The sequence below is a fragment of the Bradyrhizobium ottawaense genome, assembly GCF_900099825.1.
Classification (GTDB): Bacteria; Pseudomonadota; Alphaproteobacteria; order Rhizobiales; family Xanthobacteraceae; genus Bradyrhizobium; species Bradyrhizobium ottawaense_A.
In genome coordinates, this window is sequence record NZ_LT629693.1 from 2,740,855 (window position 1) to 2,763,161 (window position 22,307).

The 22,307-nt window shown below is 63.2% G+C and carries 14 protein-coding genes; 10 read left to right on the forward strand and 4 right to left on the reverse strand.

Annotation, left to right across the window (positions count from 1 at the left end):
* Positions 1 to 162: 162 nt before the first annotated feature.
* Both BLR13_RS41700 and wecB read left to right on the forward strand, forming a co-directional pair.
* A complete protein-coding gene (locus tag BLR13_RS41700; RefSeq protein WP_244525167.1) occupies positions 163 to 1,965 on the forward strand; it encodes a WecB/TagA/CpsF family glycosyltransferase in 1,803 nt (600 codons plus the stop codon).
* Positions 1,966 to 1,980: 15 nt separating this feature from the next.
* Complete coding sequence (gene wecB / locus BLR13_RS12820; RefSeq protein ID WP_074823617.1) at positions 1,981 to 3,192, forward strand: non-hydrolyzing UDP-N-acetylglucosamine 2-epimerase; 1,212 nt, start codon at positions 1,981 to 1,983, stop codon at positions 3,190 to 3,192.
* A gap of 55 nt (positions 3,193 to 3,247) precedes the next feature.
* On the opposite strand, the gene asnB is transcribed toward wecB, so the two are convergent.
* On the reverse strand, positions 3,248 to 5,188 hold the full coding sequence (gene asnB, locus BLR13_RS12825) for an asparagine synthase (glutamine-hydrolyzing) (RefSeq protein WP_074823614.1): 1,941 nt from the start codon (positions 5,186 to 5,188) through the stop codon (positions 3,248 to 3,250).
* Between the two features lie 155 nt (positions 5,189 to 5,343).
* Between asnB and BLR13_RS12830 the strand changes: the two genes are divergently transcribed.
* The gene (locus BLR13_RS12830; RefSeq protein WP_079586378.1) at positions 5,344 to 6,585 is read left to right on the forward strand and encodes a glycosyltransferase family 4 protein; all 1,242 of its coding nucleotides are present in this window, start codon (positions 5,344 to 5,346) and stop codon (positions 6,583 to 6,585) included.
* Positions 6,586 to 6,615: 30 nt separating this feature from the next.
* Here BLR13_RS12830 and BLR13_RS12835 read toward each other — a convergent pair whose 3' ends face one another.
* Positions 6,616 to 7,857, reverse strand: coding sequence for an acyltransferase family protein (locus BLR13_RS12835; protein WP_074831585.1), 1,242 nt, complete (start codon positions 7,855 to 7,857; stop codon positions 6,616 to 6,618).
* A 257-nt stretch (positions 7,858 to 8,114) separates the two neighbouring features.
* Here BLR13_RS12835 and BLR13_RS12840 point away from each other — a divergent pair, with 257 nt between their 5' ends.
* The 3 genes from BLR13_RS12840 to BLR13_RS12850 all read left to right on the forward strand — a co-directional run bounded on the left by BLR13_RS12840 (position 8,115) and on the right by BLR13_RS12850 (position 13,625).
* Complete coding sequence (locus tag BLR13_RS12840; RefSeq protein ID WP_244525168.1) at positions 8,115 to 9,569, forward strand: O-antigen ligase family protein; 1,455 nt, start codon at positions 8,115 to 8,117, stop codon at positions 9,567 to 9,569.
* A gap of 211 nt (positions 9,570 to 9,780) precedes the next feature.
* Entirely contained in the window at positions 9,781 to 12,054 is a 2,274-nt protein-coding gene (locus tag BLR13_RS12845; protein WP_074823604.1) for an AAA family ATPase, read from the forward strand.
* Positions 12,055 to 12,410: 356 nt separating this feature from the next.
* The gene (locus BLR13_RS12850) at positions 12,411 to 13,625 is read left to right on the forward strand and encodes a polysaccharide biosynthesis/export family protein (protein WP_074823601.1); all 1,215 of its coding nucleotides are present in this window, start codon (positions 12,411 to 12,413) and stop codon (positions 13,623 to 13,625) included.
* 86 nt (positions 13,626 to 13,711) lie between these two features.
* Here the strand turns inward: BLR13_RS12850 and BLR13_RS12855 are convergent, their stop codons facing one another.
* Positions 13,712 to 14,317, reverse strand: a complete 606-nt coding sequence (locus BLR13_RS12855) for a 3-keto-disaccharide hydrolase (RefSeq protein WP_074823598.1) — start codon at positions 14,315 to 14,317, stop codon at positions 13,712 to 13,714.
* 259 nt (positions 14,318 to 14,576) lie between these two features.
* Between BLR13_RS12855 and BLR13_RS12860 the strand changes: the two genes are divergently transcribed.
* The 3 genes from BLR13_RS12860 (at position 14,577) to BLR13_RS12870 (ending at position 16,685) form a co-directional block, all read left to right on the forward strand.
* On the forward strand, positions 14,577 to 15,011 hold the full coding sequence (locus BLR13_RS12860) for a cupin domain-containing protein (RefSeq protein ID WP_074823595.1): 435 nt from the start codon (positions 14,577 to 14,579) through the stop codon (positions 15,009 to 15,011).
* Positions 15,012 to 15,059: 48 nt separating this feature from the next.
* Positions 15,060 to 16,211: an amidohydrolase family protein gene (locus BLR13_RS12865; RefSeq protein WP_074823592.1), complete on the forward strand. Its 1,152-nt coding sequence runs from the start codon at positions 15,060 to 15,062 to the stop codon at positions 16,209 to 16,211.
* A 132-nt stretch (positions 16,212 to 16,343) separates the two neighbouring features.
* Positions 16,344 to 16,685 carry a hypothetical protein gene (locus BLR13_RS12870; RefSeq protein WP_074823588.1) on the forward strand — a complete coding sequence of 114 codons (342 nt, stop codon included), beginning with the start codon at positions 16,344 to 16,346 and terminating at the stop codon, positions 16,683 to 16,685.
* A gap of 9 nt (positions 16,686 to 16,694) precedes the next feature.
* On the opposite strand, the gene BLR13_RS12875 is transcribed toward BLR13_RS12870, so the two are convergent.
* Entirely contained in the window at positions 16,695 to 20,831 is a 4,137-nt protein-coding gene (locus BLR13_RS12875; protein WP_079587901.1) for a bifunctional diguanylate cyclase/phosphodiesterase, read from the reverse strand.
* A gap of 409 nt (positions 20,832 to 21,240) precedes the next feature.
* Between BLR13_RS12875 and BLR13_RS12885 the strand changes: the two genes are divergently transcribed.
* Entirely contained in the window at positions 21,241 to 22,293 is a 1,053-nt protein-coding gene (locus BLR13_RS12885; RefSeq protein WP_074823585.1) for an Ldh family oxidoreductase, read from the forward strand.
* Positions 22,294 to 22,307: the final 14 nt, after the last annotated feature.

Consider the following 22,307-nt stretch of genomic DNA (forward strand, 5'->3'; position numbering starts at 1 on the left):
TTAATATTAACGTACAAACCGCATGCCCCGAACGGTCACGAACCGCGTCCGGCATGATACCTGCTCAATACGTCTCATCGCGCCCAAGCACCTGACCGCTTTGTCCCGAATAAGGACAGAACGGCCAAAACCGGCGCATCGACAGACAAGTGATGTCCACCGATGAAACATGAACCCAACCGCGAACTGTTCCGAAGCCCGGCAGACGCGCATGAGCTGCTCAACGTGAGCCGCTCGCGACGTTATTTGCTGGTGTCGCCCTGCCGGGACGAGGCGCAGTACCTTCGCCGCACCCTCGACAGCGTGGCGCTGCAGTCGGTGCCGCCGGCGCTCTGGGTGGTCGTGGACGACGGATCGAGCGACGAAACCCCGGCGATCCTGGAAGAATATTCAAAGCGGCTGCCTTACCTGCGTGTGGTCAGGCGCGACGATCGCGGCGGCCGCAAGGTCGGTCCCGGTGTCATCGAGGCTTTCTATGCCGGCCTGGAGCAGGTGCAGCTCGAGGACTTCGACTATGTCTGCAAGCTCGACATGGATCTGGACCTGCCGGTTCGCTACTTCGAGGTCCTGATGGAGCGGATGGAAAGCAATCCGCGCATCGGCACGACCTCCGGCAAGCCGTGGTTCGTCCACCCGCGGAGTGGCGCGTTGGTGCCGGAAGTCTGCGGCGACGAGATGTCGGTCGGCATGACCAAGTTCTACCGGATCGCCTGCTTCAAGGAGATCGGCGGCTTCGTGCGCCAGGTGATGTGGGACGGCATCGACTGCCACCGCGCGCGCATGCTCGGCTGGATCGCCGAAAGTGTCGATCTCGAACCGATCCGCTTCGTTCATCTGCGTCCGCAGGGCGCCAGCCAGCAGGGTATCTGGACCGGACGGCTTCGCGCCGGGTTCGGTCAGTATTTCATGGGCACCTCGCCGCTCTATTACCTCGCCGTGGCCACCTACCGCTTGACGGCGCATCCGGCGCTGATCGGCAGTGTCGCGATGTTGTGGGGTTACATCAGAAGCTGGCTCAACGGCCTGCCGCGCTACGACGATCCCGAATTCAGGCAGTTCCTGCGTTCCTATCAGCACGCTTGCCTGCGCATGGGCAAACGCGCCGCCACCGCCCGTGTCAACGCCGAGCGAGCGCATCTCTGGCATGAGAACCACCCGACCGCGGGTCATGATGAAACCTCGGTGAAGGACAGCGAACGCGCCGAACTGATGGGCCTCAAGTTCGACACCGTGACCATCGAGGCGGCGGTGGCCCGATGTCTCGAGCTGTGCCAGGAGCCGCCCTCCTCCAATACGGTCATCACCGCGAACGCTTCACACCTCTGCATGATGCGCCGTGATCCGGAGCTGGCAACGGCCTGCCGTGCGGGACGTCTGATCCTCGCCGACGGCATGTCGGTGGTCTGGGCGCTCCGCGCCTCGGGCCAGCCCGTGCCCGAACGCGTGGCCGGTGTCGACCTGATGGCGCGCCTGCTGGCGGCTGCCGGTGAGCATCGGCTGCGAGTCTATTTCCTGGGCGCCAAGCGCGAAGTCGTCTCGGCCCTCGTGGAGCGTTGCCGGGCGCAACATCCGGGTATCGAGATCGCGGGCTTCCGCGACGGCTACTTCAGCCTCGCCGATCATCCGCGCATCATCGAGGAAATCCGGGCCAGCAAAGCGCACATGCTGTTCGTCGGCATGCCCACGCCGTTCAAGGAGACGTGGGTCGAACGTCACCGCGAGCGCCTGCAGGTGCCCGTGATCGTCGGCGTCGGCGGCAGCTTCGACGTGCTTGCCGGTTTCATCAAGCGCGCCCCGCACTGGGTTCAGATGGCGGGCATGGAATGGTTCTGGCGGCTGCTGATGGAGCCGCGCAAGCTCTGGAGGCGCTACCTCACCCTCAACAGCGAATTCAGCTGGGTTGCCGGGCTCGAGGTTGTCGCCCGCCGCTTCGGTCGGCCGCCGGCCGAACAGAGCCAGAAGTAACACAAGGAGCGAGCGATGACCGCAAAGCGCAACATCCTGGTCTTCATGGGCACGCGCCCCGAAGCGGTAAAGCTCGCCCCCGTCGTGGCGGCGCTGCGCGGCTCCAGCGACTTTCACTGCACCGTGGTGGCGACAGGCCAGCACAAGGAAATGTTCCGTCAGGTCGCCGATACCTTCGGCTTTGCGGTCGATGCCGATCTCGACGTGATGCGCCCCAACCAGACACTGGCGGGACTGACCGCCAGACTCCTGCATGGCATCGATGGCTGGCTGGAAACGGCACAGCCGGATATGGCGCTGGTGCAGGGCGACACCACCACCGTACTGGCGGCATCGCTTGCGTGCTTCTACCGGCGCATTCCGATCGGCCATGTCGAAGCAGGCTTACGCACCGGCAACATCTGGTCGCCCTTCCCCGAGGAAGCGAACCGCAAGCTCGCTACGCCCTTGGTCGCGCTTCACTTCGCGCCGACTGAAGGCGCACGCGACGCCCTGCTTCGTGAAGCGGTTCCGGAAGAAATTATTTCGGTCACCGGCAACACCGTCATCGATGCTCTACGCATTGAAGTCGCGCGCCAGGCCGCCGACCCGGCGATACGCGCTTGTATCGACAATGAACTGAGCCAGCTTCTCGGCGCCGACTGGGCGCGGGTCCCCACCGTGCTCATCACCGGGCACCGCCGCGAAAATTTTGGCGACGGCATCGAGCAGATCTGCCGGGCGATCGCCATTCTGGCCGAGCGATTTCCGGACCATCGTTTCGTCTACCCGGTTCATCCCAACCCCAACGTCCTGACGCACGTCAACCGCTTGCTCGGCGGCCTGCCGAACGTCCGGCTGATCGCGCCGCAGGGCTATCGCAACTTCGTCGCCCTGATGGCGCGCAGCAAGCTGGTGCTGACCGACTCCGGCGGCGTTCAGGAAGAAGCGCCCTCGCTGGGCAAGCCGGTCCTGGTGATGCGCGATACCACCGAACGTCCCGAGGGCGTCACGGCCGGCACCGCGCTTTTGACCGGCCCGAATGCACCCGCGATCGTCGAGCACGCCGTGCGGCTGCTGACGGATGAAACCGCCTACCGGCTGATGGCGACCGCGCGAAATCCCTACGGAGACGGGCACGCCGCCGAGCAGATCGTCGAGCGGATGCGCCGTTACTTTGCCGGCGATGCGGCGACGTCGGCGACCTCGCCCGGACTGCAGCCGGCGTTGATGGAACTGGTGAAGTAGTCCATCGCCTCCACCGTGTCGGCTCAAGCCGGCGAGGCCTCTGGGAAAACCGTCTTCAGCAATACACGCGGTTGCGGTGGCACCAGCGAATGAGGACGTAGACCGACCACACCCGCGACCAGTAGAAACCGGACGATCCGTCGAGGAAGGTTTTCCAGAGCCGCTCGACCGCCACCGGATCGAGACCGCACGGCGCGATCGCCTGCGGATCGCGCATGGTCTGGTCCATCACCTTCTTCAGGCCCTGCCGGATCCAGCGATCGAACGGCAGCACGAATCCGCTTTTGGGCCGATCGAACAGCGCCGGGTCGAGACCGCGCAGGCCGATCCGTCGCAGCATGTCCTTGCGGCCGAGCGGCGCATAACGCGCCTGATCCGGCAATCGATCGACGCTCTCGAACAGCACATGATCGACCAGCGGCACCCGCTGTTCCAGCGAGGCGGCCATGCTGGCCACATCGTTGTCGCGCAGCAGCCTTTCACCGAGAAACAGCCGCTGCTCCATCACGCTGATCGCCGACAGCGGCATGCGGCCTTTGGTTTCAGCAGTGAGCCGCTGGCGCATGGCGGAAGGCAAACCATCGGTCAGCACGTCGGCAAAACCGGGCGCCAGCATTTCACGCTGCCATCCCGGCAGGAACAATGCGCTGGCCAACTGATAGAGCGCCACGAGATCGTCGCCGTGACGGACCATTTCCGGAAGTTTTGCCCAGCGGGTCTGCGGCGGCACCGCCTGACCAGAGCGCCGCAACGGCCAGGTAGCGAGTTTCGCCGCGGCCACCTGCAGTTCGCGCGGCACCAAGCCCGCGCGTTTGGACCAACGCTGCAACACCGGCAGATCCCGGAAGGTCGGATAGCCCCCAAAGAGTTCGTCGCCGCCGGTGCCTGATATCGCCACGGTAAATCCGGCGTCACGAATTGCGCGCGACATGAAGTAAGCGTTCAGCCCGTCGAAGGTCGGCTGGTCGAGGCTATCCAGCGCAGCTTCCAGGTGAGCGACGAAGTGGCCTTCCGTCAGCACCACCTCGTGATGCTCGGTGCCGATGGCCGCCGCGATCTGTTGCGCGATCGGGCCTTCGTTGAGTTCCTGCTCTTCAAAGGCAAGCGTGAAGGTATGGATCGGACTTTTGGCCGCGCGCTGCGCCAGATTGGCCATCGCCGAGGAATCGACGCCGCCGGAGAGAAACACCGCCAGCGGCACGTCGCTGGCGAGATGGAGCCGTAGCCCCTCCTCCAAAATTCCGGCCAGTTCGTTCTCGGTCATGGTCGGATCGGGCGCATGATCGGGGATGCGCCAGAAATCCTCCTGACGAACCTGGATGCCCGAACCGTCGAACTCGAGAAGTTGCCCGGGCCAGAGCAGATCGACGCCTTTGACCGCCGTACCGGGTCCGGCCACGAAGCCGTTCCACACGCTGCTGGCGACCGCCTGCGGATCGAGGCGTGGCGTGCCCAGCAGTCCGGATGCCAGCAGCGCGCGAAGCTCCGAGGCAAAGACCACCGACCAGCCGCTGTTCGGATCCGACGACCGCGCCACATAGAGCGGCTTGATGCCCAGCTGATCTCTTGCCAGCAGCAGCCGGCGCTGCTTCTGGTCCCAGCAGGCAAAGGCGAACATGCCGCGCAACCATTTCACGGCATCCGGCCCGTGCAGGCCGAGCGCACGCAGCATCACGGCGGTGTCGCCGCTGGACTGGAACTGCTGGCCTTCGGACTCCAGACGCCCTCGCAGATCCCTGTAATTGTAGATCTCGCCATTGAAGGCGATGACGTGCCCGGTTACCGGGTCCAGCATCGGCTGCGCGCCCGCCGGCGACAGATCGAGGATCGCGAGCCGGCGATGCGCCAACAGCGCGCCCCAGCCGCGATCGTCAGGCGTCGAGGTCCAAATGCCGGCGGCGTCCGGACCGCGGTGGACCATGGCGTCGTTCATCCGCTGCAACGCTGCGCGGTTGGTCTGGTCCAGTCGTCCAATTATACCGGCAATGCCGCACATCAACTTGGTCCTTGAGAAGCGTGCTTATCCCACGATTTGCCCTGCACGTCGCAGACCGTGAGAGAGAAGCGCCTTGGCGGTTTGCCTTAACGTTAATCCAAACTGCCCCCTATTTGCGGCGGGCGAACCCGGCTGCTGCGCCTATAAGCAAGCCGATGAGCCCGGAACGCCTCAATATCCTCTATGTCTCGCAAATGCCGGCGAGCCCGCCGCGCTTTGGCGCGCAGGCGCGTCTGCATGGATTGATGACCCAGCTCGCGCAACGCCACGACATCACGGCGGTGATGCTGGTCGACGACGAGTTCGACATCGCGGAGTGCCGGCTCGCGATGCAGGCGTATTGCCGCGAGGTCGTGCTGATCAAAAACCCCTACGGCCGCGACGGCCTCGCCAAGCGGTTGCTGCAGCTGCGGTCGCTGGTTTCGACCCGAAGCTTCGAACGGCTGCGGGTCGTGGTGCCGGAGATGCAGCAGGCGCTCGACAAGGTGCTGCGCGCCAAACGGTTCGATATCGTCAACCTCGAATTCACCTTCCTCGGCCATTGCGACCTGCGTCAGGCGCCACCCGGCGCCAAGATCCCGGCCATGGTCGTGGACTCCCACAACATCGACTACGATCTGGCCCGACAATACACGCGCACCGGCGGCAGCTTGCTCCGCCGTCTGTACGCCGAGGCCAACTGGCGCAAGTTGCGGCGGGAAGAACTCGGGACCTATGGCCGCGCCGATGGCGTCTATCTCTGCAGCGTTGCGGACCAACAGCGCCTGCTCGACGATATCCCCGCGGCGCGCACGATGGTCATTCCGAATGCCGCCGACGTCGATTTCTATAGACCGCGGCCCACCGATCCACAACCGGACGGCCGCACCATCGTGTTCTTCGGGCTGATGTCCTACATGCCCAATATCGACGGCGCGACCTGGTTCATTCAGGAGATCTGGCCGCGGATCGCCGACGCCAATCCGGACGCGCGCTGCAAGATCATCGGCGGCTCGCCGTCACCGCAATTGCTGGCGCTGTCAGGGCCACGAATCGAGTTCACGGGTTTCGTGCCGGACTTGCGGCCGCACATCGCCGAAGCCGCAGCCGTGATCGTGCCGTTGCGGCTCGGCGGCGGCACGCGCCTGAAGATCGTCGAGGCGATGGCCATGGGCAAGGCCATGGTCTCCACGACGCTCGGCGCCGAAGGGATCGACGCAGTTCCCGGACGCGATATCCTGATCGAGGATCAGCCGCATGCGTTTGCAGACGCCGTGATACGACTGTTGGCAGAGCCTGAATTGGCGGCGCGGATCGGAAACTCGGCACGGCAACTGTCGGAAGCGCGCTATGCCTGGAGCGCCGCGGCGAGGGCGCTGGAAGGCTTCTATCGCCAAATCCTGGACGGCGCCGCTTAACCGGAATCGGTCGTCGCTCGCCTGTCTCGCTCAGGACGCGGGGTCCTTGGCGGTCGCGTAAAACCGCTTCAATCCAAGGAAGCGTTTCTCGAACAATTCGTAGCTGACATAGGCGATCGCCACCGACACGGCAGCACCCAGCGTAGCCTGCAGCGCGATCGCCGCACCATGCGAACCGAGCCAGCTCGTCAGCTCGCGCTCGGTGTGATTGACCGTCAGGTAATACGAAATGAAGTGATGGTAGACGTACAGGCCGTAACTGTAGGTGCCGAGGAAGACCAGCCAGCGGCTGCGGAAGAACCGCGAGATCGACGATCGCTCGGATGCCACCAGAGCCCCGATCAGCAGGCAGGCCAGCAGCACCTGGATGACAGCGGCGCGAACCGGCAACACCAGTTCCATGCTGTCGCGCGACACCAGCCGGGTCCAGACGAAGGTGATAAGCAGCAGCGCAGAGGCCACCATCGCCACCCACGGTAACGCTCGCACCAGCCGATCGAGCCCGCCGGGCTGCCGCGCCATCACGGCCAGCAACGCGCCGAGTGCAAGGCCGTCGAGACGGAACGGCGTCAGGACGTAGGTGGTCCACCAGCTCAACCCCATCATCGATCCGGTCAAACGGGCCAGCATGGCGCCGAACGAGACCGCCAGGCATACGGCGATCAGCATCCGCGGCCGGCGCGCCATCAGAAACACCGCGAGCGGCCAGACCAGGTAGAAATGCTCCTCGATGCACAGCGACCAGAGGTGTTCCAGATAGGAGAACGACCAATCGCCCTGGATCGCGATGTAGATATTGACCGCGTAGAGCCAGGCCCACGCCTGACGATCCAGCAGATAGTCGAGCGACGGCCCGCGCAGCACCGAGATCAGCGGAGCGACAAAGAACACCAGCGCCAACACGCCGTAGTACAGCGGGAAGATCCGCAACACGCGGCGCATGTAAAAATTACGGAAATAATTCGGCTTGTTGCGGGCGTCATAGAGGATGCCGGTGATCAGGAAGCCGGACAGGACGAAGAACAGCTCGACGCCGTAGGACCCGTAGTTGGTGACGCCGACGATGGCACGCTCGACCGCATTGGTCGGTTCCATATTGCCGAGGAAGTGAAGCAGCAGCACCATCAGGATAGCGAGGCCGCGCACGCCGTCGAGCACGGGCAAATGGCCGTGCAGGTCGAGCCGAGGGGTGGCGCTCGCCGAGGATGGCGCGCCCGGCGTGGCCCTTGGCGCGGAATTCGGCGACGAACTAACGAACGCTTGAACGAGCATCTGGCCAGCCTGTCGGTGCCTCTCGCGCTCCGGCAATGGCCGAGCAGCGATATCGGATGTGGCGCGTCGCTTATCGTCTTCTGAAAATGGCTGCGCGCTGCCGGAATCTGCGCAGTCGAAGCCCGCGATGTCGAGCAGAACGGCACGCCGGACCGGCAAGTATGAAATTAGGGTTAAGTGATTGGCGCGGCACATCCGGCATTAACTATCGCCGTGCTAGGAACGCACTTCAAAAGCGACCGCTGCTAGAGTGCCGCATGCCCAGAGCCGCCACGCATTCTCTCGAAATGGATGGAGCGCGATCGTCGACACGGACGATCGGCGGATACGCCCTCATTCCGATCCTGGCATGCGTCTACGCGACGATCGTGTTTCCGCTCATCATCGTCTCGTGCGATCCCACCGACTCGGCCTGCCTGATGGAAGCCCGGCCGGAGAGCAAGATTTTCTGGCCGGCGCTCGGCGCGATCTCCGCCGTTCTGGCGGTACGAAACTTCTCCCGGCTCCGCTTTCCTCCGCATATTCTCTGGTTGTTCGGCTACCTGGCGCTGGCCGGCATGAGCGTGCTGTGGGCCTTCAAGCCGGAGACCTCGTTCATCCGGTTTACGCAGCAGGCGATGATCGTCGTTTCCATCGTCGTGCCCGCACTGCTGGCGTCGCGAAAGGCCGATCTGGTCCGCGGCCTTTTTCTGTGTTTCGCGCTTGCCACGATCCTGAACGTGTTCTTCGTGCTCGGCAGACCGCCGATCGACACCAAGTTTGCGACCTGGGGCTATCCTGGATACTTCTCCGGAAAGAACTATCTCGGCGAATGCGAAGCGATCGCGGCGCTGCTGGCGCTTCACGAAACGCTCTATCCCGGCAAGCGGCGGGTGTTCGGCATTCTCATTGCCATTACCGCCGTGGTGCTGCTGCTGTTGAGCAACTCCAAGACGGCGCTCGGGCTGTTGTTTCTAACGCCGGCGCTGGCCGGAGCAACATTGCTGATCCGCAGGGCGTCGCGCATTTCGCCGGCGCTCATTCTGCTGTCGATCCCGGTATGCTGGCTGATCCTGACCACACTGACCGGCTTCAGCATCTATCGCATATCCTACATCCTCTACGGCGATCCGACCTTCACCGGCCGCTCCATCATCTGGGACTTCGTGGAGTCCGAAATCGAACACCGGCCGCTACTCGGATGGGGATATCAATCCTTCTGGCTGGTCGGCCCCGACGCGCCCAGCATCGTCGATGCGCCGGGCTGGGTGAAGGACATGCCCAACGGCCATAACGGCTATTTGGACGTGAAGGTCGAACTCGGCTACGCCGGATATGCGTTGTTCCTGGCGTTCATCTTCGCAACCCTGCACGCCATCGGGCGCGTGGCCGATCGCGCGCCTACCCGAGCCTGGCTTCTGCTCACGCTGGCGCTGCAGATCATCATCACCAACGGCCTCGAGAGCATATGGATGCGCGGCTTCGAGATGCTGTGGATCGTGTTCCTGATTCTGGTCGCCGAAATCGCCCGCTACTGGAAGCCGCTTAGAGCCGGAGCAGCGCGCGCCATCGGAAGATCAAGATCCGCCGGCCCGCGAACCGGCGCTGCTCCATTGCGTAGCACGCGGAGACCCGCGGTTTCCAACGCCTGGTACCGCTCCGTTAACGGCGGCGAACGCGCCGGCAGTCCATCCCCGATACCTCCGAGCGCGGGTACCGACCTCGCTCAATGAAACCCCAGATTGATTAATTAATGCACATTAACCATCGGTACTGATCAGCCAGAACTTCAAGCCAAACAAGGATATATTGCGGTCATCGCCGCTGTTGACGGGAAGCAGCGACGAGAATTGCGAATAGCGAGATCGCTGAGAGCTGATCAACGGCCGCTGATTTGCATGGCCCCTCTCAACGATTGAATAGTGCTCGAGTGGATGCGATCCAATGGATGCGAGAACAAGCGAACTGCCTCTTGAAACCGAGCACGATTATTCCGATGGATCGGAATTTTCGCAGCGGTCAAGCGCGCGTCCCTCGATTGGCGTCACCGATATTCTCGAGACCTTGCGCCGGAACTGGCGTTTTCCGCTCTATGGATTTTTGATCGGACTGGCGCTGGCGGTGGTCTATTTCGTCACGGTGCCGAATCCCTACAAGAGTTCGGCCCGCCTTCTGGTCGACCGGAGCGTGAGCCGGTATTTGCAGAACAACAAGATCGTCGATCAGCCGACGTTTGACGAACCGGAGATCGGCAGCCAGACCTTCGTGGTGTCGTCGGACAGTGTTGTCATTCCCGTCGTGCGATCGCTGGGCTTGACTCACGACAGCGAATTCGTCGGCCAGCCCAAGATGGGCGGCGCCCGAATTTCGGATTATCTCGGCGATCTCAAGAAGGCCGTGGGCAACATGCTCGGCATGAGCGTCGCGCCACCGGCCGACCCCGAGGCGGCGCTCGAGCGCGCCGCCGTCGAGGCCATCGGCAAGCGACTGACGGTCGCTCGCGAAGATATTGCCAACGTCATCAACGTGGCGTTCGAGTCGGAAGACAAGAACAAGGCGGCCAAAATCGCCAATGCCATAGCCGATAGCTACATCACCACAACTCTGGACGCCAAGCTCAAGTCGACCAGGGTCGCGAGCCAGTGGCTGCAGGATCGCCTGGTCGAATTGAAAAAGCAGGCCGCCGATGCCGATCGTGCGCTGCAGGACTTCAGGGGCGCCAACAACCTGAAAAGCGGCGGCGGCGGTCAGGGCGGCATGGATCAGCGAGCTAATCTGGAAATCCAGCTGGCCAATGCGCAGATCGCAACCGCCGAAGCCAAGAGCCGGCTTGATCGCATTCAGCAGAGTAGCGGCAGCGGGATAACGGCTATCGTCGGAACCGACGCGCTGCTTAATCCGGCCAGGTCCGGCATGATCAACTTCGCCTTGAACAACAGCGACCTCGTGAAACTTCGTTCGCAGTACCGCGAAGTTGCAGCGAGGGCGGCCGACGTGGAAGGCAAAGTCGGAAGCAAGCATGAGGTCGCCATCAAGCTCCGCCGTCAGGCCGAGGAGTTGCAGAGTGCAATAAGTAGCGAAGAACTGCGAATTGCCGATTCCTATTCCATAGAATACCAGGTCGCCAAGGCGCGCGAGACTGAGCTCGCGGCCACCGTCGCCAATCTCTCCGGTGGCACCAAGGCGGGCAGCGAATTGCGCGAGCTCGAAAGCTCGGCCGAAACCCTGCACAAGCTCTACGACGGTACCCTGCAGAAATACAAAGAAATCAACACGATCGAAACCGAAACCATGCCGGTCCAGAGCGCGCGGGTCATCACGCGTGCGGTCCCGGCGCTTTCCAAGAATTCCAAGAAGGGCTGGGCCGTCCTCGCGGGCAGCATGATGCTTGGTCTGTTCCTTGGCGCAGGCGCCGCGGTCGGCAGGGAATGGGTCGCCGACGTGTTCCGGACTCCCAGGGCGGTCGAGCAGGTCACCGACAACAAATGCGTGGTCTTGCCGCTGGTCGAGGCGACGTCGACGCCGATGGAAGAACTTGTCCTCGATGCCCCCTACTCCCGCTTCACCGAGGCGCTTCGCAACGTCAAGGCGCAGATCGATACCAACAGGAGCGTGCACGGCGCCAAGGTCATCGGCATCGTGTCCTCGCTGCCGAAGGAAGGAAAGACGACCGTCGGCGCCAATCTGGCGGCGTTGATGATCGCAGCGTCAGGTGCGCGTACCCTGGTCATCGACAGCGATTTCCACGTCCGAAGGCTGAGCGCGACGTTGGCGCCCGATGCGCGTGAGGGGTTGCTGGAAGCGCTGGAAAATCCCACCCGGCTTCCCTGGCTTGTCTCCAGGCGGCAGCGTTCGGGGCTTCATGTCCTGCCGTGCGTTTCCCCGGCCCGCATTCCAAACTCGGCCGAATTGCTCGGCTCGCCGATGATGGCGCAACTGCTGGCCGTGGCCCGCAAATCCTACGATTACATCATCATCGAGATCGCGCCTGTGATGTCGGTCGTGGATGTGAAGATGATCGAGTGCTTTGTCGATCAGTTCGTCTTCGTCGTCGAGTGGGGCGAGACGAAACGGGATCTCGTTCTCGACGCGCTCACCGAAGCCGAAGTCGTTCGCGACCGTCTCGCCTGTATCATTCTCAACAAGGCCGACCCGGTCGCGATCCAGAAGATCGAATCCTACAAGGGCATCAAGCCCGGGGATTATTACCAGAGCTGAGCTCCGGCGCTGCAAGCGCGCCCGGAGCCCTATCGGTTCCGCCCTGACGCCTGCCCAGGCCTACCCGGCGGAGCGACAAATCCAGCTCGCGGTCAGGACTGTCGATCGGGCATTTTACGCCCTGACACACCGGATTTCCCGCATCGCGCGACCACAATCGTTCGCAGAAATGCCCGCTGCACCGCGGCATTAACCCGCCTTTAAACATAAGCGAATAATTTTTCGGATGTAGCGTCTTGTTAACCCGGAGTCTCGCTCTCGTGGCAAAAAGACTAACCTTTTGCGACGAGCGAAAGGCAGACCCGGCAATTGCCACAGCGCGATCACCGCGCCTGCCACGGGACCTGCCCGGCGCGATGCGGTTGCTCGCCCGCACCGCCGTCCTGTCGGCGCTCCTCGTCCACGGCGGCTGCTCCTCCCTCCCGTCCTCGGGGCCATCAAATGCCCTGGCGCGCATGGATCAGGTCGACCCCGCCGCCCTGCCATATGCGATGGTCAAGGTCACGCCGGACATCGAAAATATCCTGGAGCGCAATTCGTTCAGAATAGGCCGGGTGTTTATCGACCGGCGCGGTCCAGCCGAAATTCGCTTCGGCATCGGCGATACCGTCAGCGTGACGATATTCGAGGCCGCGGCCGGCGGCCTGTTCATTCCAGTCGATGCCGGCGTTCGTCCGGGCAATTACGTTACGCTACCGAACCAGCCGGTCGACACCCAGGGCAATATCACCGTTCCCTATGCCGGCCCGATCAAGGCGCAGGGGCGAACCGCCGTGCAGGTGCAGACGGCGATCGTCAACGCGCTCAAGAACCGCGCGCTCGAGCCCCAAGCGGTGGTTGCCCTCGTCGACCAGAAGGCCTCCTCCATCAGCGTGCTCGGCGAAGTCGGCACGCCATCCCGCTTCCCGGCGAACGCTGCGGGCGAACGCCTGCTCGATGCCATTTCGCGGGCCGGCGGCCCGAGGAATCCGGGCTACGACACCTTTGTGATGCTCGAACGCGAAGGACGCCAGGCAACCGCGCCGTTCGGGTCTCTCCTCAACGAGCCGACCAACAACATCTACGTGCGGCCCCAGGACACGATCTACCTGTTCACGCAGCCGCAGACCTTCGTGGCCTTTGGCGCGTCGGGACAGCAGGGACAATTCGGGTTCGGCGCATGGCGGCTCTCGATTGCCGAGGCTCTGGGAAAAACCGGCGGACTTAACGACAATCTCGCGGACCCGGCGTCGGTGTATCTCTATCGCGGCGAGCCGCGCGAAGTCGCCGAACGGCTCGGCGCCGATTGTTCGCGGTTCAGCGGCCCGGTCGTTCCGGTCATCTACAATCTCAATCTGCGCGATCCGGCCGGCTACTTCCTCGCCACCAAGTTCGAGATGCACAACAAGGACGTCATCTTTACGTCGAACTCGACGTCGGTCGAGTCGAGCAAGCTGATGACGTATCTGCGATTGATTACGGCCACCGTGAACGACCCGCTGATGGCCGCCGTCAACGCCTACACCGTCAAGGGCCTTGCCACGGGTGTTGGCGGCACGACCGTCGTCAATACGACGTCCAGCGTGAAATAGCACCGACGACATCGCGGACAAAGAGCTCACCCGTCGAAGACGGATGAGCTCGTTGATGCCGAACGAGACGATCGCCAGCCGCGAGATTACAGCGGCTTGATCTGCACCTTGCGGAACTTGACCACGCCCGAGCCATATTGAAGCGCGATCGGCCCGCCCGCATTGTGCTTGCTGTCCTGCGCATCGACGGTCTTCTGGCCGTTGAGCACGACGACGAGGTGCGAGCCCTGGGCGGTAATCTCGTAGGTGTTCCATTTGCCCGCTGCCTTCGGCATCGGATCGACTTTGCCGACGTCGACGATCGCGCCGGTGCCGTAGCTCGGATCGGGCCGCTTGTCGAAGATATTGACCTCGTAGCAGATCTTGGAGTCGATCTTGTCCCTGGCATCGCAGCGGATGAAGATGCCGCTATTGGCCTCCTCGTCGACCCAGAACTCCGCCTTGATCTGGAAATCCTTGTAGGAATCCTTGCTGACGAGATAGGAGAGAACCTTGGCGTCGTCGAGCTTGTCGGCAACCAACGCGCCGTCCTTCATCTCCCAATTGGCCTTGCCGACTTCGGTCCAGTCGCCCTTTTTGCTGCTGTCGAGCAGCGTGATCCAGCCATCGCTCTGGCCCGATGCCACGCCCGAATATTGCAGGGCGGCGGCGCCGATCAGCAAACCGGCCGCGAGTGTCGACATACGCTTCATGTAGCAAGTCCTCCCTCGGTGCTTTTGTTGGGCCGCAACCTAGCACCGCAATGCGCGGCGTAAATCCCGTTTTCATGCTGCAGTTGCGTTGTGGGTCACTTCATTTTGTCGCACGCACCCGTCATGCCGGCGTCCACGCAGCTTGCCCCGCGGGAACCGGACCGGCTAGCATCGGCGGCAACAGAGATGAGCGCAAACAGCTCACACCATCGCAGCGGAGGAAATCACGCAAGCGACGAACCGGTTCTGGCGATACCTCGTGACGCCTTTCGTCTTTGCCAGCATGCTGGGCATCAGCTCCGCCGCGGAACTCAATTCCGCCGCCGTAGCCTACAAATTGCCAGACCAGATCCCGTGGAGCCCGGTTGACGCACGAGGCGGGCAAAACGCCGTCGTTGTTGGCGATCCAAGCAAGCCCGGCTTCTACATGGTCTATACCAAGTGGACCAAGGGCAATCATTTCAGCCGCCCGCACTTCCACCCCAACGACCGCTACATCGTCGTGCTGCAGGGCACCTGGTGGGTCGGCACGGGTCCGAAATTCGATCCGGCCAATACCACGCCGATGCCGGCCGGCAGCTTCGTCACCCATTTCGGCAAGCAGGTGCATTGGGACGGCGCCAAGGATGAAGATGCCGTTCTCCTGATCACGGGCGAGGGTCCGGCGACGTCAACGGCGGCGGAAGAGAAATAACCTGGCGCGGCAACTCTATTCCCGCAATTATTTCTCACGGAATTGTCCATGCTGTTTCAATGCAAAGTCTGCGGCCCCGCGACCGATCACGGCAGCGCGCCATCGCGCTCCGGGAAAGCAAAGCCGTTCAGCAAACCCTGGCGCACCATCGACATTCACTGCCATTGCATGGTGCCTGAGGCCAACGCGATGGTGCTGGAGGCCACCGGCATTCAGAGCGGCGGACACACGCCCAACGCCAACGCGCATGTCAACGATATCACCAGGAGCATCCAGCCGCAGCGCGGCAAGATCGATTTTCCGAAACTGACAGATCTGGCGACCCGCCTCGCCGACATGGACCGCGACGGCATCGACGTGCAGGTGATCTCGCCCTATCCCGGCCATTTCGTCTATGCAGCGCCGCCCGAAGTCGCCTGCGAGAGCTGCCACATGGTCAACGATCACATCGCGGAGATGGTGGCGAAACACCCCGACCGGCTGATGGGCATGGGCACGGTACCGCTTCAGGATCCCGGCATGGCCGTCGCCGAGCTCGACCGCACCGTGAACGAGCTCGGATTTCGCGGCGTCGAACTCTGTACCAATGTGCGAGGCGTCGACCTGACCCGCGCTGGCCTGGAAAAATTCTTCGCCCGCGTCGAAGAGCTCGACGTGATGATCTTCCTGCATCCGTTCGGCACCAGCCTGGTCGGACGCATGGAGGATCACTATTTCCCGAACACGATCGGACACCCCCTGGATTCCGCGCTGTGCGTCGGGCAACTGGTTTTCGACGGCTATCTCGAACGGTTTCCCAAACTGAAAATCTGCATCGCCCACGGCGGCGGTTATATCCCCGGCTATTGGGGTCGTTTCGACCACGCTTGGGCGCATCGCGAGGATTGCCGCGTCACCATCGGGAAGAAGCCGTCGGAATACCTGAAAAAGCTCTATTTCGACACCGTGGTGTTCGACGAGCGCGAACTCACGCATCTGATCGATATCTGGGGCGCCGATCACATCATGCTGGGCACCGATTATCCGTTCGACATGGCGGAGCCCGATCCCGTAGGCTTCCTGGGCCGGGTCACGGGCGTCAGCAAAAAGGACATGGCGCTGGTGGCCGGCGGCAATGCCGAGCGGCTGCTGGGTTTGCCGGCCAAAGCGGGCGCCAAGACAAGCTCCAAGACCCGCGCAAAGACGAGATCGCAGGCCTAGCAACCTTTCTCCCGTCGTCGCGTTTTACCGGGCCAGGCGGATCGAATGCACCGGCCGCATGGCCGGTTATAAGCGGCCGATGCGCATTGCACCGCGCGCGGATGCGGATATCATCGGATGTCAGGAGATTGAATGCATCCAGCGGCGAAACTGCAATTCGAGCGCATGATCGGCGAGTTCGTCCGATGGCGCGAAGTTCCCGAGGACGCGCGTTCGCCGGCTCCGGCATGGTGGTGGGGACCGGCGATGGAGTTGCGCAACATCCCGGAGCCGTTACCGGTCGAATGGTGCGCGGAGCTCGGACTGCCTGACGGTGCGACCTTTACCGCCGGCGCCGACGTCTTTCTCAAGGCGATGGCCGGGGAGACGCTGGTGCCCTGGCCCTATGATTTTCCGTGCAAGGCGGCGAAGGCGGACCCTGAGGTCCGCGAGTTGCATCCGCAGCCGTCGGACGACAGCGCTTTTCCACCCTGACCCGGGCTTTTATCTCGACGCGTTTTCTATACGCGAACCGGCGTCCACTTCGCTCGAAAACGCTACGGTATCCACTTCACCGTCATCGGCCTCGGGTTGCAGCGGCGGCGAAGCGAGCTGCAATTCGGCCCGCAGCAGATTGGCCATCTCCCGCGCCGGCAACGGCTTTGAGAACAGGAAGCCCTGCATTTCGTCGCAGGCGTGGCTGCGCAGGAACGCTTCCTGCTCCACGGTCTCGACGCCCTCGGCAATGACCGTCATCCCGAGCGCCTTGCCCATGCTGATGATGGCCTGCGCAATCGCCTGGTCCTCGGAATCGATCGGCAGGTCGCGCACGAAGGAGCGGTCGATCTTGATGGTGTCGATCGGGAACTGCTTCATCAGCGACATCGACGAATAGCCGGTGCCGAAATCATCGATTGCGAGGCGAATGCCGCGGCTCTGGATCGCATCGAGCACCTTGATCGCGCGCGACACATTGCGCATCACCATGCTCTCGGTGACTTCGAGCTGCAGCAGCACAGGCGACATGCCGCTGGCCAGCAGCGCCTCGTCGACATCGTGCAGCAAATGCGAGTCGGCGAACTGCCGCGGCGACAGGTTGACCGCCATCGTCACCGGCCGCAGGCCGCGGCGCTGCCACACCATGTTCTGCGCGCAGGCTTCCTTCAGCACCCAGCGGCCGATCGGAACGATCAGCCCGGTTTCCTCGGCGAGCGGAATGAACTGGCCCGGCGAGACGAGGCCGAGTTCGGGATGGTTCCAGCGCAACAGCGCCTCGACGCCGGTGATCTGGCGGCTCGCCATGTCGACCTTGGGCTGATAGTGCAGCGAAAACTGCTCGCGCTCCAGCGCGCGGCGCAGGGCGCTCTCCAACGTCAGGCGCTCGATCGACTGCGTCTTGATCTCGCGGGTGAAGAAGCGGAAGCCGTTCTTGCCGTCTTCCTTGGCAAGATACATCGCCATGTCGGCATTCTTGGTCAGCGTCTGCATGTCCGCGCCGTCGGACGGATACATCGCAATCCCGATCGAGGCCGTGGTGTGGCATTCGTGGCCGCTCAACTGCAGCGGCTGGCTGAGCACGGACAACAGCTCGCCGGCGATGCGTTCGACCTCGTGGCGTTCGGCGGCCTCTTCCAGGATGACCACGAATTCGTCGCCGCCGAGCCGCGCCACGACGTCGCTCGATCGCAATGCGCGCCGCAGCCTGCCGCCGATTTCCACCAGCAGCATGTCGCCGGCGTCATGCCCCAGCGAATCGTTGATGACCTTGAACCTGTCGAGATCGATGAACAGCACGGCAAACTGGCGCTGATAACGCTGCGCGGCGTCGATCGACCGCCGCAGCAACCCGTTGAACATGTCGCGGTTCGGCAGGTTCGTCAGGCTGTCATGCGACGCCAGATATTCGATGCGCTGGTCGGCCTGAGCCTTTTCGTCAACGCGGGCGAAGTTTTCCAGCGCGAACGACACGTTGTCGGCCAGCCGCTGCAACAGCTCGGCAAACTCCGGCGTGAACGTGTCCTTCTCGGTCGCCACGAAAACAAGAATGCCGACCACCTGCCCGCGCGCGTACAACGGAAACGACGCGCCGGATTTCGTGCCATCCTTGATCGCCTGGCCATAGAACGCCTGGCAGCGCGGATCGGCGAGATAATCGTTGATGATGCAGGCCGCTCCCGAACGGAACGCCATGCCGCACGCGCCGCGTCCTTCGGGGTGCGCTTCGTTGATGGACATCAATACGGCGCGTGCGCTGACCGCCGCCGGGCCGCCGGTCGCGACGACGTCGAGATAGTCGCTGCCGAACTTCGCCAGCGCGATGGTGGTCGAAGTGAACTTGCCGCCGGTGGCGGCTGCCGCACAGACCAGATCGAACAGCTCGCTACGGGACTTCGCCCGCATGATCGCTTCGTTGGTGGCGCTGAGAGCCGCGAACATCCGCCCCAGCCGTTCCTTCTGTTCCTCGGTCCTGGCCTTCTCGTCGGCGCGGTCGAAATTCTCCAGCGCGAACGACACGTTGTCCGCGAGCCGCTGCAGCAATTCGGCAAACTCCGCCGTGAATGTGTCCTTCTCGAGCGAAATGTAGACCATGATGCCGACCACCCGCCCCTGTGCGAACAGGGGGAAGGCCGCGCCGGAATTGGCGTCATCGTTGCGCGCCCGGGCGTGAAACGCCTGCCCTCGCGGATCGGCAAGATAGTCGTTGATAATGCTGGGCTGCCGCGAACGTATCGCCGTACCGCCGACCCCGCGCCCTTCCGGGTGCGCTTCATTGACCGACAGTTTCACTTCGCGCGCGCTGGCAACCGTAGGCCCCGCGGCAGCCACGACATCCAGATAATCGCTATCCGGTCGCGTCAGCGCGATCGAGGTCGAGGTGAATTTGCCGCCCTGCGCGGTGGCTTCGCACACCAGTTCGAACAGCTCGCCGCGCGACCTTGCGCGCACGATCGCTTCGTTGGTCGCGCTGAGCGCCGCCAGCATGCGCGCCAGGCGTTCCCTGTGCCCCTCGGTCCTCGCCTTCTCGTCGGCGCGATCGAAGTTCTCCAGCGCAAACGATACGTTGTCGGCCAGCCGTTGCAGCATTTCGGCGAATTCGGATGTAAAGGTATCTTTCTCGGAGGAGATGAAGAACATCACGCCTACGGGCTGGCCGGACACGAACAGCGGAAAGGCCGCGCCCGATCTTGCGCCGTCACTGAAAATGAATTTTTGAAATGCCGTGCCCCGCAGGTCGGAACGCAGATCGTTGGCGACGCAAGCTTTCCGGGAGCGGAACGCGTTCCCGCACAGCCCGAGCCCTTCCCGGTGAGCGGCGCTGAACGAAACCTTCACCCGGCGCATGTTTTCGGCGGTCGGTCCGGCCACGGCTACCATGTCGGGATAGTCGCTGTCGGGCCTCGCCAGCAGGATGCTGGTCGAATTGAAGCGCCCGCCCTTGGCGGCGGCTTCGCACACCAATTCATACAGTTCGGCGCGGGACTTCGCCCGCATGATCGCTTCGTTGGTGGCGCTGAGCGCCGCGAACATGCGCGTCAACCGCTCCTGCTGCTGGTCGGCAACGGCCTTTTCGCTCGCACGCTCGAAATTATCGAGCGCGAACGACACGTTCTCGGCAATCCGCGCCAACAACGCGATGATTTCATCGTCTTCCGCCCAGGATTTGCTGACAAAGAAAAGCAGCACGCCCACGCTTCGGCCGCCCCTGGTCAGGGGAACGGCGACACAGGCCATCACCCCGGTCTCGCGCTGGGCCTGCTGCCAGGGCCCGCCCTGCACGGTCGCTGCCAGATCGGTGTTGACGCAGGGGCGTTGCGTCCGGAACGCTTCACCGGAAATACCCTTGCCAAATTCGTTGTCGGGGTCGATCGAGAAGCGCGATCGCGTAATCAGATGGAGACTTTCGCCGGTGCCGGCAATCGGCTTCAGCCAGGTCGAGCCCGCCTCGGCCAGCAGGACGGCGGTGGCAACGGATTTTCCGCTGTAGACGGCGGCATCGCAAACGCGCTGATAGAGTTCCTGTTCGGTCTTGGCGCGCAGAATAGCTTCATTGGTGGCGCTGATGGCGCCGAACATCCGGTTCAGCCGCCGCATCGCCCGCTCGCCGTCCTTGCGCGCGGCCTCATGATCGAAATTGTCGAGCGCGAACGAAACGTTCGCCGACACGCGCTCCAGCATCGAAATGATCTGGCGACTGAGCGAGCCGGGTTCGCGCCGGGTAACGAGGAAGACGCCGACGCTGCGGCCATTGCAGGTCAGCGGCAGCGCCGCGGCAGCACCGACCTGTCCGGTCTTGGCGCCGTCGCGCCAGGCCATCGAGCGCGTGTCGTTGAGAAAGTCGTTGCTGACGATCACCTGCTGGTCGCGAAAGGCTTGTCCGCACACCCCCGAGCCCTCGGGTGTGCCGGCCACGGTCGAAATATCGATGCTGCGGAGGCGGGCGATGTCATCGCCACAACCGGCAGCGAAACGCAGCAGGTCGGTGCCCGGCTCCAGCAGGAAGACGGCCGAGCCCAGGAAGTCTCCGCTGAAGTAGGCGGCTTCGCTGACTTTCCGGTACAGTTCTTCGGGTGATTTGGCGTACAGGATCGCTTCGTTGGTGGCATTCAACGCCGCAAACGTACGCACGATTTCGGTCTTCAACGTCCCCAAGCTCCCTGCGGACAACACGGGCCAGCCCCCGCGGGATTTATGCGTCGGAGACGCCTAAATGGACGTTATTGGCCGCCGGAAGATGCGATTCAGAGTAAATGCCCGGCGAACGGCCTCCGCAGAAACACGGAAAAATTAAGACTCTGTTGGTGATGTCGCAGGCTACGGGCCGCGTGACGTGCCAGGCCTGCAATTTCCGTATCCCGCCACATCGGTTCCGCCTGATGAAATCCGGTCGCGCCAAGCGCATCCTGCGACATGGCTATCCAGACATTCTGCGCTTGCTCTCAAGCCACCGCTTTGAGACCATGCCATGGCGGACAACAAGCAAGATCCGCAACAAGCAAGACTGCAACAAGCAAGACCCGCCGCTCGCGCGGGCATTCGAAGAGGAAATCCCATGCCGATCGTTCAGGCCGACCGTCTCACGCGCATTGGCGCGGCGCTGCTGAGGGCCGCCGGCGCATCGGAGGAGGAAGCCGGCGTCGTGGCGGCCGGCTGCGTCAACGCCAACCTCGCCGGGCATGACTCGCACGGCGTGATTGCGATTCCGACCTATATCGACCGCGTCAAGGCCGGCCATATCGTGCCCGGCGCGAAGTGGACCATCGTGCAGGAATCGCCGACCACGACCGTGATCGACGGGCATTGGGGATTCGGCTTTCACGTCAATGCCAAGGCGATGGCCATGACGATCGAAAAGGCCAAGACCGCCAATGTCGCGGCCTGCACGGTGTTCCGGCAGAGCCATGTCGGACGCCTCGCCGCCTATCCGATGATGGCGATGCGGGCCGGCATGATCGGCATCGCGGCCGCCGATTCCGGCCGTTCGCCGAAGCACGTGGCGCCGTTCGGCGGCCGCGAGGCCCGCCTCGGCACCAATCCGATCTCGATCGCGGTGCCTTCCGACCTTGAAGCTCCCTTCTATCTGGACATGGCGACGTCGGCGGTCGCGGCGGGCAAGATCGCGCTGTCGGTGGCGCGCGGCGAACAGATTCCGCAAGGCTGGATCATCGATGCCGAGGGCCGGCACACCACCGACCCCACCCAGTACCGCAAGGGCGGCGCGCTGCTGCCGCTCGGCGGCAGCGAGGGCTACAAGGGCTCGGGCCTCGCCGCGATGGTCGAAGTGCTGTGCGGCCTGCTCACGGGCCTCGGTTTCGGCGTCGAACCGACCGGCCGCCACAACGACGGAACTTTCATGGCGGTGTTCAACGTCGCCGCATTTCGGCCGCTGAAGGATTTCGAAAAAGAGGTCGGCGAGTTCGCGCGTTATCTCAAATCGACACCGCCGTCGGAAGGCTCTCCCGGCGTGTTCTATCCGGGCGAGCTCGAATACATCCGCGAAAAGAAGCGGCGGGCCGAAGGCATCGAGATCGAGGACGCCACCTGGGACAAGTTGAAGGCGCTTGCCGCCGACTACAAGCTCGCCGCCGAACTCGACCTGAAATGAAACCCACCCGCACA